General features: G+C 46.2%; 19 protein-coding genes. 7 read left to right on the top strand and 12 right to left on the bottom strand.

Annotated features, from left to right (window positions below; translation table 11 throughout):
• From QUA43_RS20670 to QUA43_RS20685, 4 genes are all read right to left on the bottom strand, one after another.
• Positions 1-441, bottom strand: a complete 441-nt coding sequence (locus QUA43_RS20670; protein ID WP_445301988.1) for a hypothetical protein — start codon at positions 439-441, stop codon at positions 1-3.
• Positions 442-541: 100 nt separating this feature from the next.
• The gene (locus QUA43_RS20675) at positions 542-2,218 is read right to left on the bottom strand and encodes an AarF/ABC1/UbiB kinase family protein (RefSeq protein WP_333376161.1); all 1,677 of its coding nucleotides are present in this window, start codon (positions 2,216-2,218) and stop codon (positions 542-544) included.
• 29 nt (positions 2,219-2,247) lie between these two features.
• Positions 2,248-2,511: a hypothetical protein gene (locus QUA43_RS20680; protein WP_333376162.1), complete on the bottom strand. Its 264-nt coding sequence runs from the start codon at positions 2,509-2,511 to the stop codon at positions 2,248-2,250.
• A gap of 211 nt (positions 2,512-2,722) precedes the next feature.
• Positions 2,723-3,880, bottom strand: coding sequence for a DegT/DnrJ/EryC1/StrS family aminotransferase (locus QUA43_RS20685; protein WP_333376163.1), 1,158 nt, complete (start codon positions 3,878-3,880; stop codon positions 2,723-2,725).
• A 127-nt stretch (positions 3,881-4,007) separates the two neighbouring features.
• Between QUA43_RS20685 and QUA43_RS20690 the strand changes: the two genes are divergently transcribed.
• Both QUA43_RS20690 and QUA43_RS20695 read left to right on the top strand, forming a co-directional pair.
• Positions 4,008-4,787 (top strand): ABC transporter permease, encoded by a 780-nt coding sequence (locus QUA43_RS20690; protein ID WP_333376164.1) that lies wholly within the window; start codon positions 4,008-4,010, stop codon positions 4,785-4,787.
• 362 nt (positions 4,788-5,149) lie between these two features.
• On the top strand, positions 5,150-5,788 hold the full coding sequence (locus QUA43_RS20695) for a Uma2 family endonuclease (RefSeq protein ID WP_333376165.1): 639 nt from the start codon (positions 5,150-5,152) through the stop codon (positions 5,786-5,788).
• Between the two features lie 59 nt (positions 5,789-5,847).
• Here QUA43_RS20695 and QUA43_RS20700 read toward each other — a convergent pair whose 3' ends face one another.
• The 5 genes from QUA43_RS20700 to QUA43_RS20725 form a co-directional block, all read right to left on the bottom strand.
• The gene (locus tag QUA43_RS20700) at positions 5,848-7,737 is read right to left on the bottom strand and encodes a hypothetical protein (protein WP_333376166.1); all 1,890 of its coding nucleotides are present in this window, start codon (positions 7,735-7,737) and stop codon (positions 5,848-5,850) included.
• A 159-nt stretch (positions 7,738-7,896) separates the two neighbouring features.
• Positions 7,897-8,571 carry a nitroreductase family protein gene (locus QUA43_RS20705; protein ID WP_333376167.1) on the bottom strand — a complete coding sequence of 225 codons (675 nt, stop codon included), beginning with the start codon at positions 8,569-8,571 and terminating at the stop codon, positions 7,897-7,899.
• Positions 8,572-8,720: 149 nt separating this feature from the next.
• A complete protein-coding gene (locus QUA43_RS20715; RefSeq protein WP_333250258.1) occupies positions 8,721-9,704 on the bottom strand; it encodes a GntR family transcriptional regulator in 984 nt (327 codons plus the stop codon).
• Between the two features lie 209 nt (positions 9,705-9,913).
• Positions 9,914-11,599, bottom strand: coding sequence for an adenylate/guanylate cyclase domain-containing protein (locus QUA43_RS20720; protein ID WP_333376168.1), 1,686 nt, complete (start codon positions 11,597-11,599; stop codon positions 9,914-9,916).
• 61 nt (positions 11,600-11,660) lie between these two features.
• Positions 11,661-13,049, bottom strand: coding sequence for an aminopeptidase P family protein (locus tag QUA43_RS20725; RefSeq protein ID WP_333376169.1), 1,389 nt, complete (start codon positions 13,047-13,049; stop codon positions 11,661-11,663).
• A 395-nt stretch (positions 13,050-13,444) separates the two neighbouring features.
• Here QUA43_RS20725 and QUA43_RS20730 point away from each other — a divergent pair, with 395 nt between their 5' ends.
• Positions 13,445-13,888 carry a DUF4332 domain-containing protein gene (locus QUA43_RS20730; protein WP_333376170.1) on the top strand — a complete coding sequence of 148 codons (444 nt, stop codon included), beginning with the start codon at positions 13,445-13,447 and terminating at the stop codon, positions 13,886-13,888.
• A gap of 176 nt (positions 13,889-14,064) precedes the next feature.
• Complete coding sequence (locus QUA43_RS20735; protein ID WP_333376171.1) at positions 14,065-14,415, top strand: Spx/MgsR family RNA polymerase-binding regulatory protein; 351 nt, start codon at positions 14,065-14,067, stop codon at positions 14,413-14,415.
• Positions 14,416-14,426: 11 nt separating this feature from the next.
• On the opposite strand, the gene QUA43_RS20740 is transcribed toward QUA43_RS20735, so the two are convergent.
• The 3 genes from QUA43_RS20740 to QUA43_RS20750 form a co-directional block, all read right to left on the bottom strand.
• Positions 14,427-14,867 carry a GNAT family N-acetyltransferase gene (locus QUA43_RS20740; RefSeq protein WP_333376172.1) on the bottom strand — a complete coding sequence of 147 codons (441 nt, stop codon included), beginning with the start codon at positions 14,865-14,867 and terminating at the stop codon, positions 14,427-14,429.
• Positions 14,868-14,972: 105 nt separating this feature from the next.
• Entirely contained in the window at positions 14,973-15,572 is a 600-nt protein-coding gene (locus QUA43_RS20745; protein ID WP_333376173.1) for a Uma2 family endonuclease, read from the bottom strand.
• A 171-nt stretch (positions 15,573-15,743) separates the two neighbouring features.
• Positions 15,744-17,297, bottom strand: coding sequence for an NAD(P)H-quinone oxidoreductase subunit N (locus QUA43_RS20750; RefSeq protein WP_333376174.1), 1,554 nt, complete (start codon positions 17,295-17,297; stop codon positions 15,744-15,746).
• A gap of 223 nt (positions 17,298-17,520) precedes the next feature.
• Between QUA43_RS20750 and QUA43_RS20755 the strand changes: the two genes are divergently transcribed.
• From QUA43_RS20755 to QUA43_RS20760, 3 genes are all read left to right on the top strand, one after another.
• A complete protein-coding gene (locus QUA43_RS20755) occupies positions 17,521-18,387 on the top strand; it encodes a phosphotransferase (protein ID WP_333376175.1) in 867 nt (288 codons plus the stop codon).
• 484 nt (positions 18,388-18,871) lie between these two features.
• Positions 18,872-18,922: a hypothetical protein gene (locus QUA43_RS30915; RefSeq protein WP_445301989.1), complete on the top strand. Its 51-nt coding sequence runs from the start codon at positions 18,872-18,874 to the stop codon at positions 18,920-18,922.
• Between the two features lie 14 nt (positions 18,923-18,936).
• Positions 18,937-19,152, top strand: a complete 216-nt coding sequence (locus tag QUA43_RS20760) for a hypothetical protein (RefSeq protein ID WP_333376176.1) — start codon at positions 18,937-18,939, stop codon at positions 19,150-19,152.
• The last annotated feature ends 11 nt before the right edge of the window (positions 19,153-19,163 follow it).

Raw genomic sequence — 19,163 nt, forward strand, 5'->3', positions numbered from 1 at the left:
TCATTGTTCAAAAGAATCTAAATCCAGCGCTTGGGAACCTCCGCGTTCTAACTCGATCAAAAGCTTACCTAACTGAGTCCAAACTAGCCAGCCTGTGAGTAGCGTCAGTGGCAAAGCTAGGGCATAACAAAGTAGTTTGGGGAAGCCAAAAATCTCCATCCCCGAAGCTAAAAATACGCAAATACCGCCAGCCATTCCCAGAAAAGGTATGACCAATTGCAGCCTTGGCAGGTTAGCCAAGGTGCGAGTAGAACGATTTTTAGACCACTGTTGTACGGATTGTTTGAGAGTTGCTTCAAATGCTACACCGGAGGCCATCCCTGCTAGCAGTCCAGCCGACATTAAAAAATAGGGAGGTTCTGGAAAATAATACACGAATAATTCCTTAATTTGGGTAATTGGAAATGGGGAATTGGGAATTGGGAATTGGGCATTGGGCATTGGGCATTGGGCATTGGGTATGGGGAATTAGTTATTAGAACCAACAACTAACAACCAACAAATAACCAATGACTAATGACTGATGACTAATGACTAATGACTAAAATCGAGTTAGCGCGGCTGCTCCTGCTGTGGAAAACTCCGTCAAAGCGCCTAAAGCAACGTTGAACAGGCGACCGGGCTGCAAATCTTCCTTGACTAAGTTCCACAGGCTGCGAACTTCTTCGGTGTGGATTCGATCGTCCTCAATCAAAGCTAACATTAGCTGGCGTCTCAAAAACGACCCTTCCTCTGACAGCAAAAATTGCAAGCCTAGTTGGGCGGTGGGGAGCAAGTCGAAACTGCGATCCGATCGGGCGATCGCGATCATGTCCTCTAACCTGTTCCACTGGAATTTGCCATCTTTGAATAATACCTCAATCAGTCGCCGCCGCAGAGCCGGAGATTCTCCGTTCAACAAACGTCGCGCTACATAAGGATACGCCACCTCGACTATCTTGAAATTCGGATTCAGCGTCAGGGCCAAACCTTCTTCTGTCACCAGAGAGCGAATAATTAAGGCAAATTTCGCCGGCACCCGGAAAGGATAATCGTACATCAACTCCGAAAACTGGTCTGTAATCGTCTTGAAGTTAAAATCTGACACCTTTTCGCCGACGATATCACCCAGTACAGATTCCAACGCCGGGACGATCGGCATAATATCTGTATCGGGAGTCAAAAAGCCAAGTTTGACAAAATCCTTGGCTAACTGTAAGTAATCTTTGTTGATCAAATGAACGACAGAATCAACCAAAGTTTCTTTAGTTGTTTCTTCCATCTGATCCATCATCCCAAAATCAATGTAAGCCATGCGGCCGTCCGCTAAGGCAAACAGATTTCCCGGATGGGGGTCAGCATGAAAAAATCCGTGTTCCAGCAACTGCCGCAAACCGCTGCGGACTCCGACTTCAATTAAACTATCGGTATCCAAACCTGCGGCTTTAACACTTTCCATATCTGTCAGCTTGATGCCGTCAATCCATTCGAGAGTCAGAACGCAATTTGAAGTATAACGCCAGTAAATACTCGGAACTTTTACTGTCGGGTCGTCGGCAAAATTTGTAGCAAATTTCTCGGCGTTGCGTCCTTCATTGATATAATCAATTTCCTCGAACAATTTGATACCGAATTCATCGACTATTAAACAAAGGTCGTGACCGAGATTCAGCGGCAGCAACGGGCCCAACCATCCAGCCGCCCAGCGCATTAAGTAAAGGTCAAGGCTCAAGACGGGCAGCAAATTCGGTCGCTGAACCTTGACTGCTACTGCTTCCCCGGTGAAGAGGCGAGCTCGGTAGACTTGACCAAGACTTGCCGCTGCGACAGGTTCGGGGGAAATTTCGCTGTAGGTTTCGCTAATTTTGCGATCGAGTTCCGCTTCAATAATCTCGAAAGCGCGCACCGAGTCAAACGGCGGCAATTGATCCTGAAGTTTGATCAATTCTTCGAGAAAGTCTTTGCGGATCAAATCCGGTCTGGTAGAAAGGGCTTGGCCGACTTTAATGAAAGTGGGGCCCAAGCGAGTAAGTATTTGTCGTAGGTGGGTGGCCCGTTCCGGCTGGTGTGCTGCGACTTCGTGCTGCCAACTGTCCCACAGCATCCCGATCACAAAGCCCGCAAAAGACCAAATAACGGTAATTGCGCGCCAAATGGCTTTCCAAGGACGTTTGCGGTAATACTGAGCGATCGCTTGTGGATCGTAGCGTCTAGCCTGAGTGAATTGATACTGAGGCACTCGTTTATTTTCCTCTTATCTTCTGAAAATTACAGGTTAAATTGAGAATTGGGCATCGGGCATCGGGCATCGGGCATCGGGCATCGGGCATCGGGCATCGGCCTTCCCAGGGCATCGGGCATCGGGCATCGGGCCTCGGGGATTAGAAGTCGAAAGTTCCAACATTCTTTATTCTTCCTTCTTCCTTCTTCCTTCTTCCTTCTTCCCTCTTCCCTCTTCCTGAAATCCGTTACATCCGTTACATCCGTTACAGAATCCGTTGCCGAACTTCCTTCATCATTGACCGATCGCACTGCAAGTTTTAGGCGAGCGGAAAATGCACCCGTGCGAGGCGGATTGCTAGCCTAAATTTGTTTCTTTTCATTAAATATAGTACATAAAAGTACAAGTGATCAGTCAAAATACTTAACAGCTCTCCCTGAACCCTGCACATTCTCACAGCACTGCAACCCTGCAATTCTTTTCTCCTCCTGCATTTCCATCGCTGATGCCATCGCGCCAAAGCTACCGGATGCGATCGGCCTTTGCCAAGCAATCTTTCAGCCCATAAATCGTCCGCTCTTGTTGATCCCTCGACAGTTCCGGGAACATCGGCAAAGACAAGACTTCGCGACAAACTTGCTCAGCATTTGGCAACTGACCTGCTTGATAAGCTAAAGATTTGTAAACAGGTTGCAGGTGCAAAGGTAACGGATAGTAAACCATCGAACCGATGCCAGCTTCCTGCAACTGAGCCCGCATCCAATCTCGAAAATCGCCAGAGGGATTTTGCGCCTTTTCTGGACTTGTCAGCCGGATCGTGTATTGATTCCAAACTCCTTTTGCTTCCGGCAATTCTTTGGGGACGGCAACTCCGGGCACGCGGCAGAGAAATTCGCTGTAAAGTGCCGCTTTCTCCCGCCGCTGGGCGTTCCAACTGTCGAGATACCGCAATTTAATGCTGAGAATCACCGCTTGCAGGGCATCTAAACGGCTGTTGTACCCGATTTCTTCGTAGAAATACCTAGAAGACTGTCCGTGTTCTTTGAGCACTCGCATCGAAGCTGCGAGGGCTGGATCATTTGTCGTCACCGCCCCACCGTCACCGCAAGCGCCTAAGTTTTTGGTCGGATAAAAACTGAAGCAGCCGACATGACCGATGCTGCCGACTTTTCGAGACTGCCACTCGGCCCCGACAGATTGGGCGCAATCTTCAATTACGGCTAAATTGTGCTGAGTCGCAATTTCCATCAACCGAGTCATGTCTACCGGTTGGCCGAAGATGTGGACGGGCATAATTGCCTTGGTTTTGTCGGTAATTGCCGCTTCGAGGAGTTCGACATCCAGATTAAAAGTCTCGCTGTCAATATCGACAAATACTGGAGTCGCACCGACGGCGCTAATTGTCTCAGCCGAAGCAAAAAAGGTAAAAGGAGTGGTAATCACTTCATCGCCGGGGCCAATTTTGAGAGCTCGCAAGGCCAAAATCAAGGCATCCGTGCCGGAGTTGCAGCCAACGCACTCGGAAACTCCCGTGTAGTCTGCGAACTCTCGTTCAAAACTCTTTACGGCTGGGCCGCCTACGTAGCCGCCAGAGGCAAGCACTTTTTGCACTGCAGCGGTTATCTCGTCGCCAATCTGCGCGTATTGGCGGGTTAAGTCGAGGGGGGGAACATTATTCACTCTTCACACCATAAATTTCAAGCATTATCAAAGCAAATTCTTGCAGCAAAACTGTTTTCCAGAAACCTTTATTGCAATATCTTATATTTGGACAGGCAAACAATCACGTTATCTAAAGGGTGGGCCGGTGTTAATTCTGCTAGATTTGACAGATTTGGGTTGGGCTTTGGGGATGGTGGCGATCGCGATCGGGCTTTCGGCGTGGCAGGGATTGGGGCTGGAGGGGGCGATCGCGATCGCGGCGGGGCGCACCCTGATCCAGCTAATCTTAGTCGGGTACGTGCTCGCAGTCGTATTTGACCCCGAGGGAAAAAATCCTTGGCTGGTTTTAGCAGTTTTAGCAATTATGCTGACAACAGCTAGCATGGTTGCCAGTAACCGCATCAGCAAAAAAATCAAGAACTTACTGCCCTTAGTGTGGGGTTCAATTTTGATAAGTACGGCCTTGACTCTCGCCTATACAAACTTGCTAATTTTGCAACCTGACCCTTGGTACGAACCGCAATACCTGATTCCTTTAGCGGGTATGATTTTGGGCAATGCCATGAACTCCGGGGCGATCGCCGGCGAAAGACTTGTCAGTACAGTTAATAGCAGCCAGTTAGAAATAGAAACCCATTTAAGTTTAGGTTCCACGCCGCAGCAAGCAGTAAAACAGTACCGCAAAGATGCGATCAAAGCTGGATTAATCCCGCTTTTAAATACCATGACAGTGGTAGGAATCGTAACTTTACCCGGAATGATGACAGGTCAAATGCTGAGCGGTGTCAGTCCTCTCGATGCAGCATCTTACCAGATTTTGATTATGTTTGTGTTAGCGCTGGCAACTGTAATCGCAACTCTGCTGTTGACTGAGGGATTGTCCAGGAAGTTTTTCAATCAAGATTCACAATTGATCAAATGGTAATTGGGAATTGGTGATTGGGCATTGGGAATTGGGCATTGGGCATTGATAATTGGTAATATAATGTAGGTAGGAACTTGCATTTGGCACTATTTTTAAGAACAGGCAAGATGCCTGTTCCACAAGACTTAAATTTTCTTCTTGTGGGGTGGGCTTCTAGCCCGCCCGAAAAATACAATTTAGGTGCCAGACAGCTTATCTATTAAACCCGCAGTATTTTTAAGAACAGGCAAGATGCCTATTCCACAAGACTTAAGCTTTCTTGTGAGGTGGGCCCAACAGGCAAGATGCCTGTTCCACAAAGAGTGAGTTTATCTTGTGGGGTGGGCTTCTAGCCCGCCCGCCCATAATTCAGGAGAATAACCATGATTCAAATAGCAACTAAAACGCTAACTTTTGAAGAATTTGCAGAATGGAAGCCAGAAAACGGACGTTATGAACTGCACAATGGAGAGATTGTTGAAATGTCACAGCCATTAGGAGACCATGAAGAAGTTATCGGTTTTTTAGCCTCAGAGTTAACTGCTGAGTTTAGAAAGGTAAAACTTCCGTACTTCATCCCCAAACAAGCATTAGTTAAGCCACTGGAAAACGAATCAGCTTATTCGCCCGATATTCCGATATTAAATCGCCCCAACTTAGCGTCAGAACCTATGTGGAAAAAATTCTCCACTGTGACTCAAGGGGCATCAATTCCGCTTGTTGTTGAAGTAGTTAGCACTAACTGGCAAGATGACTACATCAAAAAAGTGGGCGAATACGAACTAATCGGGATTCCTGAATACTGGATTGTGGATTATCTCGGTTTGGGCGGCCGTCGGTTTATTGGCAACCCAAAACAACCGACTATTTCGATTTATCGGTTGGTTGATGGTGAGTATGAAGTTAGTCTATTTCGGGGAGATGATAGGATTGAGTCGCCAACTTTTCCTGAGTTAGATTTGACGGCGCAACAAGTTTTTCAAGCGGGATTGACGGCGGATGAAATTGCTGGGGATGCGTGAGTGTAAATATTGCGATCGCTCTGACAGATTTTTTGCCCTCACGCACCCTACAACTACAGCTACTTCGGTTCGTGACTCCCAATCCGCTGGCCTTCGCCATCGTACACCTGCATCGGGATTTTGGCGTTTTCGGCGATCGCCTCCAAAGCTTTTTGCAACGTTTGAACGTGCTTTTCTACAGCTTGGCGAGACTTCACAGCATTGTTGTTGTTTGCTTGAATGAAAGTTTGTTGCAATTTCTGCACGTAACCTGGAGTCATCTGCACCGCAATCAAATCTTTGCTAACAGTATAGTCGCAAATCTTGGGGTTGCCTTTGCAAGTTCTATCTAAATCGGTGCGGGCTTTTTGCAGGTTTCTTTCTTCCTGCAACTTTACTTCTGCTTGCTGCAATGAAGTTTTGTAGGAAGCGATCAGCGGTTGGGCTTTCTGAGAATAGGCAGTTGCCGCCGGCACTTGCTCCGCGTAACTCAAAGCTCTTCGCCAGGATTCTGATGCTTTAAACCAGGCGTTTTTGCCCTCAAAAATTTGAGCTTCCGCTGCTAAAGTAACAGCTTGAGTATACGCATTTTCCGAAATTCCTTCGACATTTTTGCGCTCGCGAGCTTCTGAAAGTTTGGTTTCGTATTTGGGAACTAACAGTTTAGCTTGTTGGTAAGATGTCGTGCCCGTGGGAATTTCTGATAGGATTGCGAGGGATTCTTCCCAACCTGCTTGCACTTGATCCCAAGTCTCGGCTGTCTGAGCTACTGCTTCGCGAGCTTCTGCTATTTGGGCTGTATTTTTGGCGGCGAGCAGCGTTTTTTCGGCTTTTTTCTCTGTGCTTAACTGCCGATTTCCTGTTGCTACATTCTTCCGGTATTCCTGCTTTTTTTTCTGAGCAAACGGATAAACTGGACTGTCTGTGGGGATTTCTCCGAGTTCGCCGATCGCACTTTGCCACAGAGCTTGCGCTTCCTGCCCGTTCTCGGCAGAATAAGGCGGATTTTGGGTTTTTTGGGCTGCTGACTGTGCGAGGCGCGCTGCATCGATCGCAGAGTTTAAATTCTGATTTTGCTTCCGGTAGCTTTCTAGAGCGCTTTGAGCTTCACCGCGATGAATTGACCAGGAGGGAATCGGTTCTAAAAGGGCGATCGCCTGTTTTAACTGTTTCTGCGCTTCTTGGGGGCTGTTAGCAACTTTTGACGTTTTTAGAGTCTTAGTCGAATTCTCGCTCAACTGTTTGGCATTAGCTAAAGCACTACATCCTCCGATGACGCAGGGGCGGCTCAGCATATAATAACCGCCTGCCAAAACTAGCGCGGCGACACTGATGATTCCTGCAGCAGCCAGCATCGCCAACGGTGAATGCTTGGGTTTTTGGGCAACTGTTACCGCTTCCATATCCAGCGGATTGAAGGGATTGTCTCCAATATCTGCCGGGATTGCAGCTACCCTAAAGGCGATCGGCTCGGAATTGCTGGAACTCTCAGACAAATTGGGGAAATATTCTTCATCCCACGCATCTTTTCCATCTGTTTCTAACGGTATCTCCTCCTCTACATCCGCCGTCTCGGCAACATTTTCTGTTAAGACTATCCCGGTTTCTTCTGCGGGAATATTCTCGGTTTTTTTGAACAACGGCACTGTTTTTGGTCTTGACAAAACAGGGTTGTGCATGGTAAAAGAATGGAAAGCATAAGGCTGTTTTTGCCCGGTAATTTTTAGGCAAAGTCCAATCTGTTGAATAGATTCTGGTTCTATTTCGAGAATTGCTGCTTCTAGCACCGCAAAAGTCGGTTTGGCTTTGAGAACTAAACTGCGCGGGTGTTCTCCCACAACCGTTAAAGATTCATCTCGAAAATCGCAACTAATATAAAGCGGTAATTTTTTAAATCCGGCTGCTTGCAAGTGCTGCTGCAATTTTACTTCTAGAAGTTGGGCGTTGCTTTGTCGCGTTGCTATTGTCATATTTTTTCCTCTGTCAGATCTCACCACTTGCGATTTTAGATTGGGAATTTTAGATTTTAGATTGGAGAACAGTCGGCTTTTTTGATTTGTTTGAACTTGATCACCGATTCGTTCCAAATCTTAACTCTAAAAATTAAAGTTGCAACAAAATCTTAACTCTCAAATTTCAGCTTGCAAAGCCTGTCCATAACTTTCGCTGTAATAAACTTGAGTCAGGTCAAAACGTCCGCCATATTGTTTGAAAGGTTCTGCTGCATAACCAAGCGGTAGCAAACAGCAAACATCTACTTCTTCGGGAATTTTAAAGGCTTCTTTCACCTTAGCGCTGACAAAACCTTCCATCGGACAACTGTCTACCCCAAAACTTTTAGCTGCAATCATTAAGTGAGCTACTGCGAGCATTGTATGTCTGTTTGTCCAAGTTTCTAGGGAGTCGAAGCAGGGACGGTTCTCGAACAATTGCGGGATTGCTTGTCGCATATAACCGGCTAAATTGTCATTCATTGCGCCTGTGGTTTTGCCCAATTCGATGACGGCTTCGGTGTTTTCGGGTTCACCGGCGCGTCGATCGCCACAACAGATTAATACTGTTGGGGCTTCTACGACTTGGCGCTGATCGAAGGCGCAAGCTTTTAATTTTTCCTTGCTGGCTGCGTTTTGAAGTACGATAAACCGCCAAGGCTGCAAGTTGTAACCAGAGGGCGATCGCACTCCCAACCGCAAAATCTCTGCCAAGATTGCTGGGGGAATCGGATCGGGTTTGAAGCTGCGCGCGGCCCGGCGGCTTTCGATCGCGGTTTTAACATTAATTGAAGGTTGGATTTCAATGGTCATGGGTTATTGGTTATTAGTTATTGGTTATTGGTTATTGGTTATTGGTTATTGGTTATTGGAAATTAGAACAACAAATAACAACTGCCAACTGTCAAGTGCTAACTATCAACTGTCAACTGTCAACTGTCAACTGTCAACTGTCAACTGACTTACCCCAAGCCCAACTCGCGCTTGAGCAAATTAATCGACTTAGATCCGATGTAATTTTCGGAGCATATCAGTTGCGGGGGACGAATAATATCTTCTCTAGCCGCATTGATAGCAGCTTTTACTGTAGCAAAACTCGGTTGGTCGCAAAAAATTGTTCTGGCCGATCGCACGATCGAGTTAATCTTGTACTCGTCTGACACCAAGGCCGTCATTACCAGCAAATCCTCTCCCCGGATGCTGTGGATGATGACTTCGGTCGATCGTAGCATTCCCGGACTCAGGCTGACGAGACCCAAATAACTGTCTTTCGGCAAACCCCCGACTAGCTGGATTTCCTGGCTGTAGTCGTAGATGTCTACGGGAATAACTCGCACAGAACGCGGTGCCGAAATCGATTCTGCTTCTCCGATAAAATATCGACTCGTGATCACAGTTCCCGAAGAGATTTGATCCAAAAAAGTACCTAGCTGTTCCATTGGCACTAACTGTATGGGAATGCGAAGAGCTTGTTCGAGTTCTTTCGCCATCAGTTCACCCACGCCGATGTCTTCTGTGGGGGCTGTGACGACCACGCGGGCGCTGCACCTGAGCCGCCAGTCAATTTCGGCCAAAAATAATTCCCTCGCTTGGTTGAGCGTACAGCCCTGTCCCAGCAGTTGATCGATACTTCCTTGCACTATTTTGTTGGCAAGGGGATATTCTTCGAGGATCGGAGATTTGAGTTTGTTGCCGTGTTCGTTGCCTTGAGCACGGACGTAAATGCCCGATCCTGCTTGGGCTTCTACGAGTCCGGTATTTTCAAGCTGTCGGTATACTTTGCTGATGGTGTTGCGGTGCAAACCCGTCTGCATGGCTAGCTGTCTGGTGCTGGGCAAGCGGTGTCCGGGCGGAAATTGTCGCGAGGCGATCGCAAACCTGATTTGATTGAATAGTTGGGTGGATGCTGGAATATCGCTATCGGTTTGAATATGAAATTGAACCATTATTAAAGGCTCCGACGACTTCAACTTAGTATTTTTATAACGTCGAGTACCGGACATAGGATTGCTCCGATATCTCTGTCTATAGCATAATCTTATTTGGTTGATCTGCAGCAGCCGTTCTAGCACAGGACGATCGCGCCGAAGAAGCGATTAATCGCAGCCTGCAAAGTTTCCCTCAACAATCAGGTACTTTCAAGTCTTAGTTTTATTTACTCTAAGATTTTGAGATCGCTTACTGTTTTTCTACCCGTCAGCAAATAAGTCCGCATTTCCCCTTTACCTTTAATCTCGATCTCGCCACGATCTTCAAATTCATATTTATCCTGCAGCAACTCATAAGTATAGTGGCTGACTTGAATGCGACCTGTTATGCCGTGAGATTCCATGCGGCTGGCTGTATTCACGGCATTTCCCCACAAATCGTAAATGAATTTTTTAGTGCCGATTACCCCCGCTACCACCGGGCCACTATTAATCCCGATGCGGAGGTCAAATTTCGCGTCTAGCTTCACATTTAATTCTTTAATTGCTGCTAGCATATCCAGCCCCATTTCGGCGATCGCCTCTGCGTGGTCTGGACGTTCAATGGGAATACCGGCTGCTACCATGTAAGCGTCGCCGATCGTCTTGATTTTTTCTAAGCCGTGCTTCTCACTCAGTCCGTCAAAAGCTGAAAAAATTTCATTCAGCAAGTACACTAATTTAGTTGCGGACATGGTAGTAGAAATTTGGGTAAAATTCACCAAGTCAGCAAAAAGAATTGTTGCTTTTTCAAACTTGTCTGCAATTACCCCCGGTTCGTGCTTCAACCGCTCGACGATCGGTTCGGGCAAAATATTTAGCAGTAAACTTTCAGTTTTTTTCTGTTCTTTCCTGAGTGCAGATTCCATCTGCCTGCGCTTAGTTATATCATGAAAAAACACAGAGATACCGTCGTGAGAAGGAAAAACCCTGACTTCCAACCACACTTTTAAGGGACGATAATATTTTTCAAAAGCCACTCCAATTTGTTTGGCTACAGCTCCATGATACTCTTTATAAAAATCAGAATTTACGAATTCTGGAAACTCTTCCCAAAAATTTTTACCATAAAGTTCTTCCTGCGAGCGCTTCAAAAATTGCGAGCCTTTGTAATTGACGTAAGTAAATCGCCACTGGGTGTCGAAAGCAAAAAAAGCATCGCTCATTCCTTCTAAAAAATTGACAATTTGCTCGTCGGTAGAACGGAGTTTTTCTTCTACTTGTTTGTTCTTGATCAGTGTGCGCTTTAATTTAGTCAGATTGATTCGCAACTCCATGTGGTTGATAATTTGCCTTCCTAAAGTCCGCAGCGCTTCTAGCTGTTGTGGGGTGAGATTACGAGGAACTGTATCTATCGCGCACAAAGTGCCGATCGGATAACCGTCAGGAGTTACTAGGGGGGCTCCAGCATAAAACCGAATATTGGGATCGGAAGTTACTAGCGGATTCCCGACAAAGCGATCGTCATCTAGAGCATTAGGTACAACTAGCAATTCGTTGGGATTTAAAATAGCGTGGGCGCAAAAAGCTAACTCTCTCGGAGTTTCTGGCGCTTCCAGACCGACTTTGGATTTAAACCACTGTCGGTTAGAATCTATTAAGCTGACTAAAGCAATCGGAGTGCCGCAAATATAAGATGCTAAAGCTGTTAGATCATCAAAAGCTGCTTCGGCTTCTGTGTCGAGAATGTTGTAGCGGTGAAGTGCTTCTAGCCTCTCTTCTTCGTTGCCCGGCAAAGGTGCAGCTTGCATCGGATGCCGCGAGGATATAGGTTTACGAACAATGCGTGGAAGTATTAGTGCTGCGATTTTTCTGACTTGCGAGAGCACTTTTTTAACTAATATCAAAAGACTTGTTGGCAAACCTTTATTCATCTTTATTTATTTTTTTTCACCCCTGATGGAACTGCGTATGTGCGATCGAACTCTGCTCTACTTACGTATTTACCGCAACTAACTCCTCAATCTGCAGAGCTTTTGTGGGCAATTTCCCTGTCAATACTTCTCTACCCTCATTGATGACAAGTATATCATCTTCTATGCGTATCCCCCGCACATCGGCAAATTTGTCCAACTGCTCCCACTTAACAAAATCTTTATATTTCGCACGGTTTTCTGGGTTGTTTAAGATTGCCGGAACTTGATAAAATCCCGGTTCGATAGATACTAGCATTCCCGGACGCAAAACTCGATTCAATCGCAAAAATCCCAACCCAAACCGACTGCTTCTCGTTCTTCCTTCTTCATAGCCAGCCAAATCTCCTAAATCTTCCATATCGTGAACATCCAAACCGATTAAATGTCCGATTCCGTGCACAAAAAACAGCGCGTGAGCATCCATTTCTACCAAATCTTCAACATTCCCCCGCAAAATGCCCAAATCAACCAATCCTTCCGCCATAATCCGAGCAGCTAATAGATGAATGTCTTGATATTCCACCCCCGGACTAATTTTATCAATACAAGCATCGTGTGCTGCCAAAACTACATCATAAATCGCTCTTTGAGTCGAAGAAAACTTCCCAGAAACCGGCCAAGTGCGAGTCACATCAGCCGCCCATCCCGTTGATGTTTCCGCACCGACATCTGCTAACAACAAATCTCCGGTTTGTAGGGGATTGTGATAATGTTCGCTGTGCAGCACTTCTCCATGCACAGTCACGATACTAGGATAGGCATAGGTCATATTTTTGGAGATGATGACACTTTCCATTGCAGCGCGCACCCCTGCTTCAATTTGAGCATTTCGAGTTGCCGCCATCCCCGCTTTGTGAGCTTCTACAGTGACAGCCGCAGCTTGACGCAATTCGGCCAAACTGCCTGCATCGTGGCTCAGGCGCAGAGATATAATTGCCTGAGTTAATTCTAGGTCGATTCCGGTTGGCGAGTTGGGCGGTGCCAGAGGGCGAGCGAGAATTTGAGACTGTTGCAACTGAGTCCAAGAATCCTGAATTGCGATCGTTGCTGCATTTGTCGATCGCGCTTTCAATTCAGCCATTGGAAAAGCAGCATCAGCCCCAATTAGTTCGGCAATTTCTGCTCTTTTCGGCATTTCTCCGTGCCAAAGCGTGCTGCTAGCAGGTGCGTCATCTAAGAACAATTCTAATTTGCCCGATTCTAAGCGAATGGCAGCATTTTCTAAGGGCAAACCAGCAAAATATAGAAAGTGACTGCTGGCACGAAAGGGATAAGTAAGTGCCGGATAATTGCGAGGAATGCTGCGCCCCGACCATAAAATTACCGGAAAATTAATTAAACTAGCCAGTTTTTGCCGCCGTTGCTGTAAAGTATTAGTTAACGAATCATCACCTTGTGTAATTGTCATGGGTAAAAACCTATAATTTTGAGTTGGGTTTGCAGTCAGCCACAAGTTTTTGCATTCTCAGCATTAAAGCACTAAAATTCTGACGGCCAACTTGGCAGCCATTGTTGCGATATTTTTCATCGGTAACTTCTTTTTTGCTAGCATTTATAGGCTGTCTTTTTTATAGTCTTTGTCGTCATCGCCTGGATGATTTGGTTAAGCAGTAAGCCTGAGTCACAGACAGGAAAATAGGCTGAGAGTGCTACTTTGGAGGCAATTAGCCGAAATGTCACAACACCCGCAATTAGTCAAACTCCTCGGTCTGGTTTTTGTTGATTAGGTCACGTGAGCGATCGCCTCTATTGACTGTTTGATATATAAGACTTTAAAGTATAAGTAAAATTAACTGAAAAAACATGAAAATTTCTCATAAAGCTCCTCAAACTTCTGTGCAAGTACGCGATTGGCCGATCGCACACTTACCGGGATTGAGCAAGGAAAACCAATCTCAACTGGAAGAGTGCAGCATCACCACAACCGGACAACTAATTCGCATGACGAAAACGCAGGCGGCGAAAGTGTTGCTAGCCCATCAATTACAGATTAACATTCAATATGTTAATAAATGGGTAGCGATGGCAAATTTGGCTCGAATTCCAAGTGTAGGGTGTCAGTATTGCGGGCTGTTACTTCACGCCGGCGTTGCTTCTCCGGCTCAATTGGCTCAAATGCCCGTGGAGAGATTGCACCAACAAGTTTTAAGGCTGCACGTAGCGACAATGCAGCGCAATGACTTGACTCCTTCAGTCGATCGTGTGCAAAAATGGGTTCAACAAGCTAGATTAGTCAGTAGTCATTAGTCATTAGTCAGTTGTCAGTTGTCAGTTGTTAATTGTTATTAGCCAACAGTCAACAGTCAACAGTCAACAGTCAGTTGTTGTTAGTTGTTATTAGCCAACAGTCAACAGTCAGTTGTTAGTTGTTATTAGCCAACAGTCAACAGTCAACAGTCAACAGTCAACTATCAACAATCATTATGTCAATTCAAGTTTACGGAATCCCGAACTGCGGAACCTGCAAAAAAGCTTTCCAGTGGCTCAAAGATAGCGATGTTAATTACGAGTTCATTAACACAAAAGAACAGCCACCGACTCGCGAAACAATTCAAAGCTGGGTAGCTGCTTTGGGTTTTCAACCCATGCGAAATACTTCCGGTCAATCTTACCGCGCTTTGGGCGATGACAAGAAAAATTGGACTAGCGAACAGTGGGTGGAGGCTTTTGCTAAAGATGCGATGCTGCTGAAACGTCCTCTTTTCGTTAAAGATGAAACGGCTGTTTTAGTAGGTTTCAAAGAAGACGTAATTAGAGAAAAATTGGGGCTTTAAAATGGCTGAGTTTAGCGTGTTGTTCGCCGCAAAAACTTTAGTTCTCCCACCTCATCCGAAAAACCCCAACGCTCGTAAAACGGCATCATGTTCGGCAAACAATTAAGATAAAAATGCTCGACAGCTTGCAGTTCGGGATGAGTTAAAACTGCATCCATCAACTTCGCACCCAGTCCCATCTTTCTGTGTGTCGGCTTGATGATGACATCAAAAATCATGGCTCTGTAGACAAAATCGGTAATGACGCGGGTAATGCCAATTAGTCGTGAAGCGTAGCTATCCCGCAGGGAATCGCTCTCATCGACCAAACCAATGATAACATCAGTAGAAGCCAGCATTTTCACAACATCTTCCCGCGTCCGCTTGTCGCTCCAAAACTCGTTTTTGTACAAATCCATCAAGTCGGAAACCTGGCTTTCGGTCAAAGTTTCGACAATTCGGTAGTTATCCATATCTTCCCTCATAAAAATTAGAAGACTAAAGTCCTCACCACCAACCAAATTATTATTGTTTTACTGTTACCAAGCTAGACCTTGCATCACCCCATAGCATTAATTTTACTGCTGCACTTCCGTTTCCTGACTTTCAAATACCACTTTTGCATAAATCTCGCTCATCGACATTTGCACTCCCAAGGAAGCAAAAGAAACTGTTGCTGTCTCTCCCTCATATTCCCGAAATAACCATTCATTCGATTCTGTTTTAATATATTGTGCGACTAAAAACTCAGATTGATTGACTAACACATATTCACAGAATTCAGGGATAGATCGATAAAACCGAAACTTATCCTCTCGATCAAAATTTTTGGTAGACTTAGAAAGCACTTCCACAATCAGCATCGGATTGAGGATCTCATCACTGCGTCCCTCGTTGAAAACTGGCTCCCCTTCAATCACCATCACATCCGGGTAAGTTCCCCGTCGGTACCGAGGAATCCACAACCGCAAATCGTTGTGAAAAAGCTCATAGGGCTGCCCCTCAAGCAAATTTCCCAAGACTCTACTCAAATTTCGGATAATCCGGCTGTGATTAATACTACCACCCGTCATTTTTACAATTTCTCCATCGCGGTATTCATTTCTAAACTCAGCAGTTTCCTCTAACTCCCGGTACTCATCTGGAGTATAAAACTTTTCCTTACTTTGTACTAACATTGTTGCCTCTGTACTAACTTTTATCTGCGTTAATCTGCGTTAATCTGCCTACATCTGCGGTCAAAAATCATAATTAACAGTATATCACAACAAAAAAGAAACGCCCAACTGCAAAGAGTCAGGCGTTTTCCACTATTTCAAAACCAGGAAAAATTAATCCCGGCGAGACACCTAATTCGAGTCAATTTTAGCAGCCACAACAGGTTGCACATGACTCAATGCCGACTGCAACATGGGAGTTTTGGTAACAGCATCATTAGCCAAATTAAACAAAGGGTTAGACAAAATTCCCGCCAATGTTGTCGCCACCAAAGTGAGTACAACGCTGACTTGCAAAGGCCGCATTCCCTGAAGGTTCCAGCGAACTTCGGGATAATTTTTTACCGAGTCTGACATTTCTTGAGGTTCTTTTACTACCATCATTTTGACAACGCGGATGTAGTAGTAAATCGAAACTACGCTGGTAATTAATCCCAGAATAACTAAGCCGTAAAGTCCTGCTTGCCAGCCGGCCCAGAACAGATATATTTTGCCGAAAAATCCAGCCAGGGGCGGAATTCCACCGAGAGAAAGCAGGCAAATACTTAAGGCTAAAGTTAACAGCGGGTCTTTTTGGTACAAACCGGAGTATTCGCTAATTTGGTCGGTTCCAGTCCGCAGGGAGAACAGGATGATGCAGGCGAAAGCACCCAAGTTCATAAACAGGTAAACCAACATATAAAATATCATGCTGGAGTAACCGGCTTCTGTTCCTGCAATCAAACCCAGCATCACAAAACCGGCTTGGGCGATCGACGAATAAGCCAAAAGACGCTTCATGCTAGTCTGGGCGAGGGCAACCACATTTCCCAACACCATGCTGAGAATGGCTAAGGCCGTGAACACGAAGTGCCACTGTTCGATAAGTGCGGGGAAAGCAGTTGTTAACAAGCGGATTGCTAGGGCAAAACCTGCTGCTTTGGAACCGACAGAAAGAAAGGCAACAACGGGTGTAGGAGAACCTTCGTAAACGTCAGGTGTCCACTGGTGAAAGGGAACTGCGGAGATTTTGAAAGCGATTCCGGCGATCGCAAAAACCAAAGCAATCACCAAACCGAGAGATTGACCTTCATTCACAGTAGAAAGGTTAGCCGCGATCGCACTTAACTTAGTTTCGCCGCCAGACAACCCGTACAGCAGCGAAAGCCCGTAGAGAAACACTGCCGAAGAAGAAGCCCCAATTAACAAATATTTCAAAGCAGCTTCATTGGAACGCGGGTCGCGTTTTGTGTAACCCGTCAGCAAATAAGACGAGATACTCAGAGTTTCCAACGAAATAAAAATCATCACCAATTCATCAGCGCCACTGAGGAACATTCCCCCCAAAGTAGCGGTGAGTAAAATGCCGATGAATTCCGCTAAAGCAGTACCAGTTTGCAGTACATAGCGGACGGATATCAAAATAGTGACAGCCGCGGTCAAAGCGATAATGCCGCGAAACACTAAACTCAAGGCATCGCTGTTAAAACCGCCTAGAAACGAGATGGTATCAACGTTATCCCACTGCAAACACAAGGCAGCGACGGCGGCTAGCAAACCCGCAACGGCAACGTAGGGAGTCCAACCCGAGGAACTGCGGCCTACGATTAAATCGCCGACGAGAACCACCAAGAGGGTGATGATGACAATTCCCTCTGGCAAGATAGTTCCAGCATTTAGCTGGGCAGCAAGAGTAGCAAAATCCATATTTTCAGGCAGGTTGGGTAATACAGACCGAAAAGCCTGTGATGGACACAGAACTTGTAAAAATTCTTTACCAAACAAAGATTGTATCGCGGAAGCTCCCTCATGCTCTCTGCGTTGCGAGTGTGAGCTTTTGTATTACGCTATAATACAAATAAGTAGGTTCGCAGTTGCGCGTTGACTCGTCGGCTGGGGCCAACTGCGAACCAGTTTTAATGTGCCGCTTATGCCATCCACAGAATTCGATCGCCCCGCACTTACAGCCCGCGCCGTCGCAGCATCGGTGTCTGTTGCCTCAGCAGCCGGCATTCGGGTAAACGACCCCCACGTGCTTGCTGACACCTATTCCGTGCGAGTTCACCTGAAACCTGCACCCATTGTGGCTCGGATCGCTACCCTAACCCCCGTACTGCGATCGCCCGTCGAGTCTTGGTTGGCCCGCGAACTCTCTGTCGCCGCCTTTCTGGCTGCCAAAGGCGCTCCTGTAGTCCCTCCTAGCGATTTTTTACCCCCGGTACCCCACCATTGCGACGGTTTGGCGATCAGCTTCTGGCGCTACTTTGAACCAATCTCTGATGCTTTGCCCGATGGGGCGACAGTCGGACGAATGCAAGCTGAACTGCACGCGATTCTGCGCGATTACCCGGGCGATTTGCCGCTGCTGGCGCCGCCCCTCAACGATATTCCGCGCGGGATCGAAAGGCTCGAACAGCTTGGCAATATTCTGCCAGAAAGTGACCTGACGCTGCTGCAAACAAATTACGATCGCCTGCTGAGGCAGTTAAGCAATTCAGTCAGCGTGTTGCAGCCGCTGCACGGGGATGCCCATGCCTTAAATTTAATTCCAACTGCGAAAGGATTGCTGTGGAACGATTTTGAGGACACTTGCACCGGTTCGATCGCCTGGGACTTGATTAACCTCGACGATGAGGGGATAGCCGCTTATCCGAATGCGCCCGACTTTGCCACCCTGGAACCGTACCGTAAAATGCGACACCTACACGCGATCGTTTGGGTATACGCGATCTCACCCGAGTTACCCGACTGGATCGCATCTGCTAAAACCATGCTCGATAACTTGCACATAACTTAAGTCCTAATCATCTTGATTGTGGAACAGGCTAGGGAAGCCTGTTCCTGAATATGCTGCCACTTTAAAAACCCCGATTCAAATTGAGTTTTGGTAAAAACTATTTCGCTTTTAGATTTTATCTTTTATACTTGAGATTTTCGGGTGAGCCGATCGAGCTGATAAAATAGTAACGGTCGTGCCAAATAATATTTAGCTAACAGGTTAAAATTATGTCTTGGTCTCAGTTGAAAAACTTCCGAAAAGTAGAAGTAATTCCCCACAATCCAGCATGGCGAATTACCTTCCTTAAAGAGTCACAACTGATTGCATTAGCAATGGGATAAAAGGCTGTCACCGTTCACCATATAGCAATCCTTGCAGGAGTCGTAAATTTTTTACCCCACCCCAACCCTCCCCTTAGTAAGGGGAGGGAGTAAGAAATTCACACATGATTTAGGATTGCTATATCGGTAGCACAGCAATTCCGAGCATTGATGCAAAACCGATTATTGATTTCTTAATTGAGGTCAAAGACCTTGCTAAAGTAGAAAGTTAAACCAGTAAAGTGGCATGACTGACTCGCTAAGTGCCTACAAACGGCAGATTCTCAATGACTTCAACAACCGCCCCGACTACGAGAATGAATTTCACAAACAGGCTCCAAGTCGGTTAGTAGAATTGGTCAAAGTGCGATCGGGCAAGCTTGTTCTAGATATCGCCGCCGGAACAAGTTTAGTGGCTATTGCGGAAGATGCACTTAGGTCGATCGGGATCAAGAAAATATGAGTCGGCTTTTC

The organism is Microcoleus sp. N9_B4 (assembly GCF_036701635.1).
Lineage (GTDB): Bacteria > Cyanobacteriota > Cyanobacteriia > Cyanobacteriales > Microcoleaceae > Microcoleus.

Coding starts and splice junctions, on each gene's coding strand:
- QUA43_RS20670 (WP_445301988.1), bottom strand. CDS start 441: ATGCCCAATGCCCAATTCCCAATTCCCAATTCCCCATTTCCAATTACC.
- QUA43_RS20695 (WP_333376165.1), top strand. CDS start 5,150: ATGATTCAAATAGCAACTAAAACGCTAACTTTTGAAGAATTTGCAGAA.
- QUA43_RS20700 (WP_333376166.1), bottom strand. CDS start 7,737: ATGACAATAGCAACGCGACAAAGCAACGCCCAACTTCTAGAAGTAAAA.
- QUA43_RS20705 (WP_333376167.1), bottom strand. CDS start 8,571: ATGACCATTGAAATCCAACCTTCAATTAATGTTAAAACCGCGATCGAA.
- QUA43_RS20715 (WP_333250258.1), bottom strand. CDS start 9,704: ATGGTTCAATTTCATATTCAAACCGATAGCGATATTCCAGCATCCACC.
- QUA43_RS20720 (WP_333376168.1), bottom strand. CDS start 11,599: ATGAATAAAGGTTTGCCAACAAGTCTTTTGATATTAGTTAAAAAAGTG.
- QUA43_RS20725 (WP_333376169.1), bottom strand. CDS start 13,049: ATGACAATTACACAAGGTGATGATTCGTTAACTAATACTTTACAGCAA.
- QUA43_RS20730 (WP_333376170.1), top strand. CDS start 13,445: ATGAAAATTTCTCATAAAGCTCCTCAAACTTCTGTGCAAGTACGCGAT.
- QUA43_RS20735 (WP_333376171.1), top strand. CDS start 14,065: ATGTCAATTCAAGTTTACGGAATCCCGAACTGCGGAACCTGCAAAAAA.
- QUA43_RS20740 (WP_333376172.1), bottom strand. CDS start 14,867: ATGGATAACTACCGAATTGTCGAAACTTTGACCGAAAGCCAGGTTTCC.
- QUA43_RS20745 (WP_333376173.1), bottom strand. CDS start 15,572: ATGTTAGTACAAAGTAAGGAAAAGTTTTATACTCCAGATGAGTACCGG.
- QUA43_RS20750 (WP_333376174.1), bottom strand. CDS start 17,297: ATGGATTTTGCTACTCTTGCTGCCCAGCTAAATGCTGGAACTATCTTG.
- QUA43_RS20755 (WP_333376175.1), top strand. CDS start 17,521: ATGCCATCCACAGAATTCGATCGCCCCGCACTTACAGCCCGCGCCGTC.
- QUA43_RS20760 (WP_333376176.1), top strand. CDS start 18,937: ATGACTGACTCGCTAAGTGCCTACAAACGGCAGATTCTCAATGACTTC.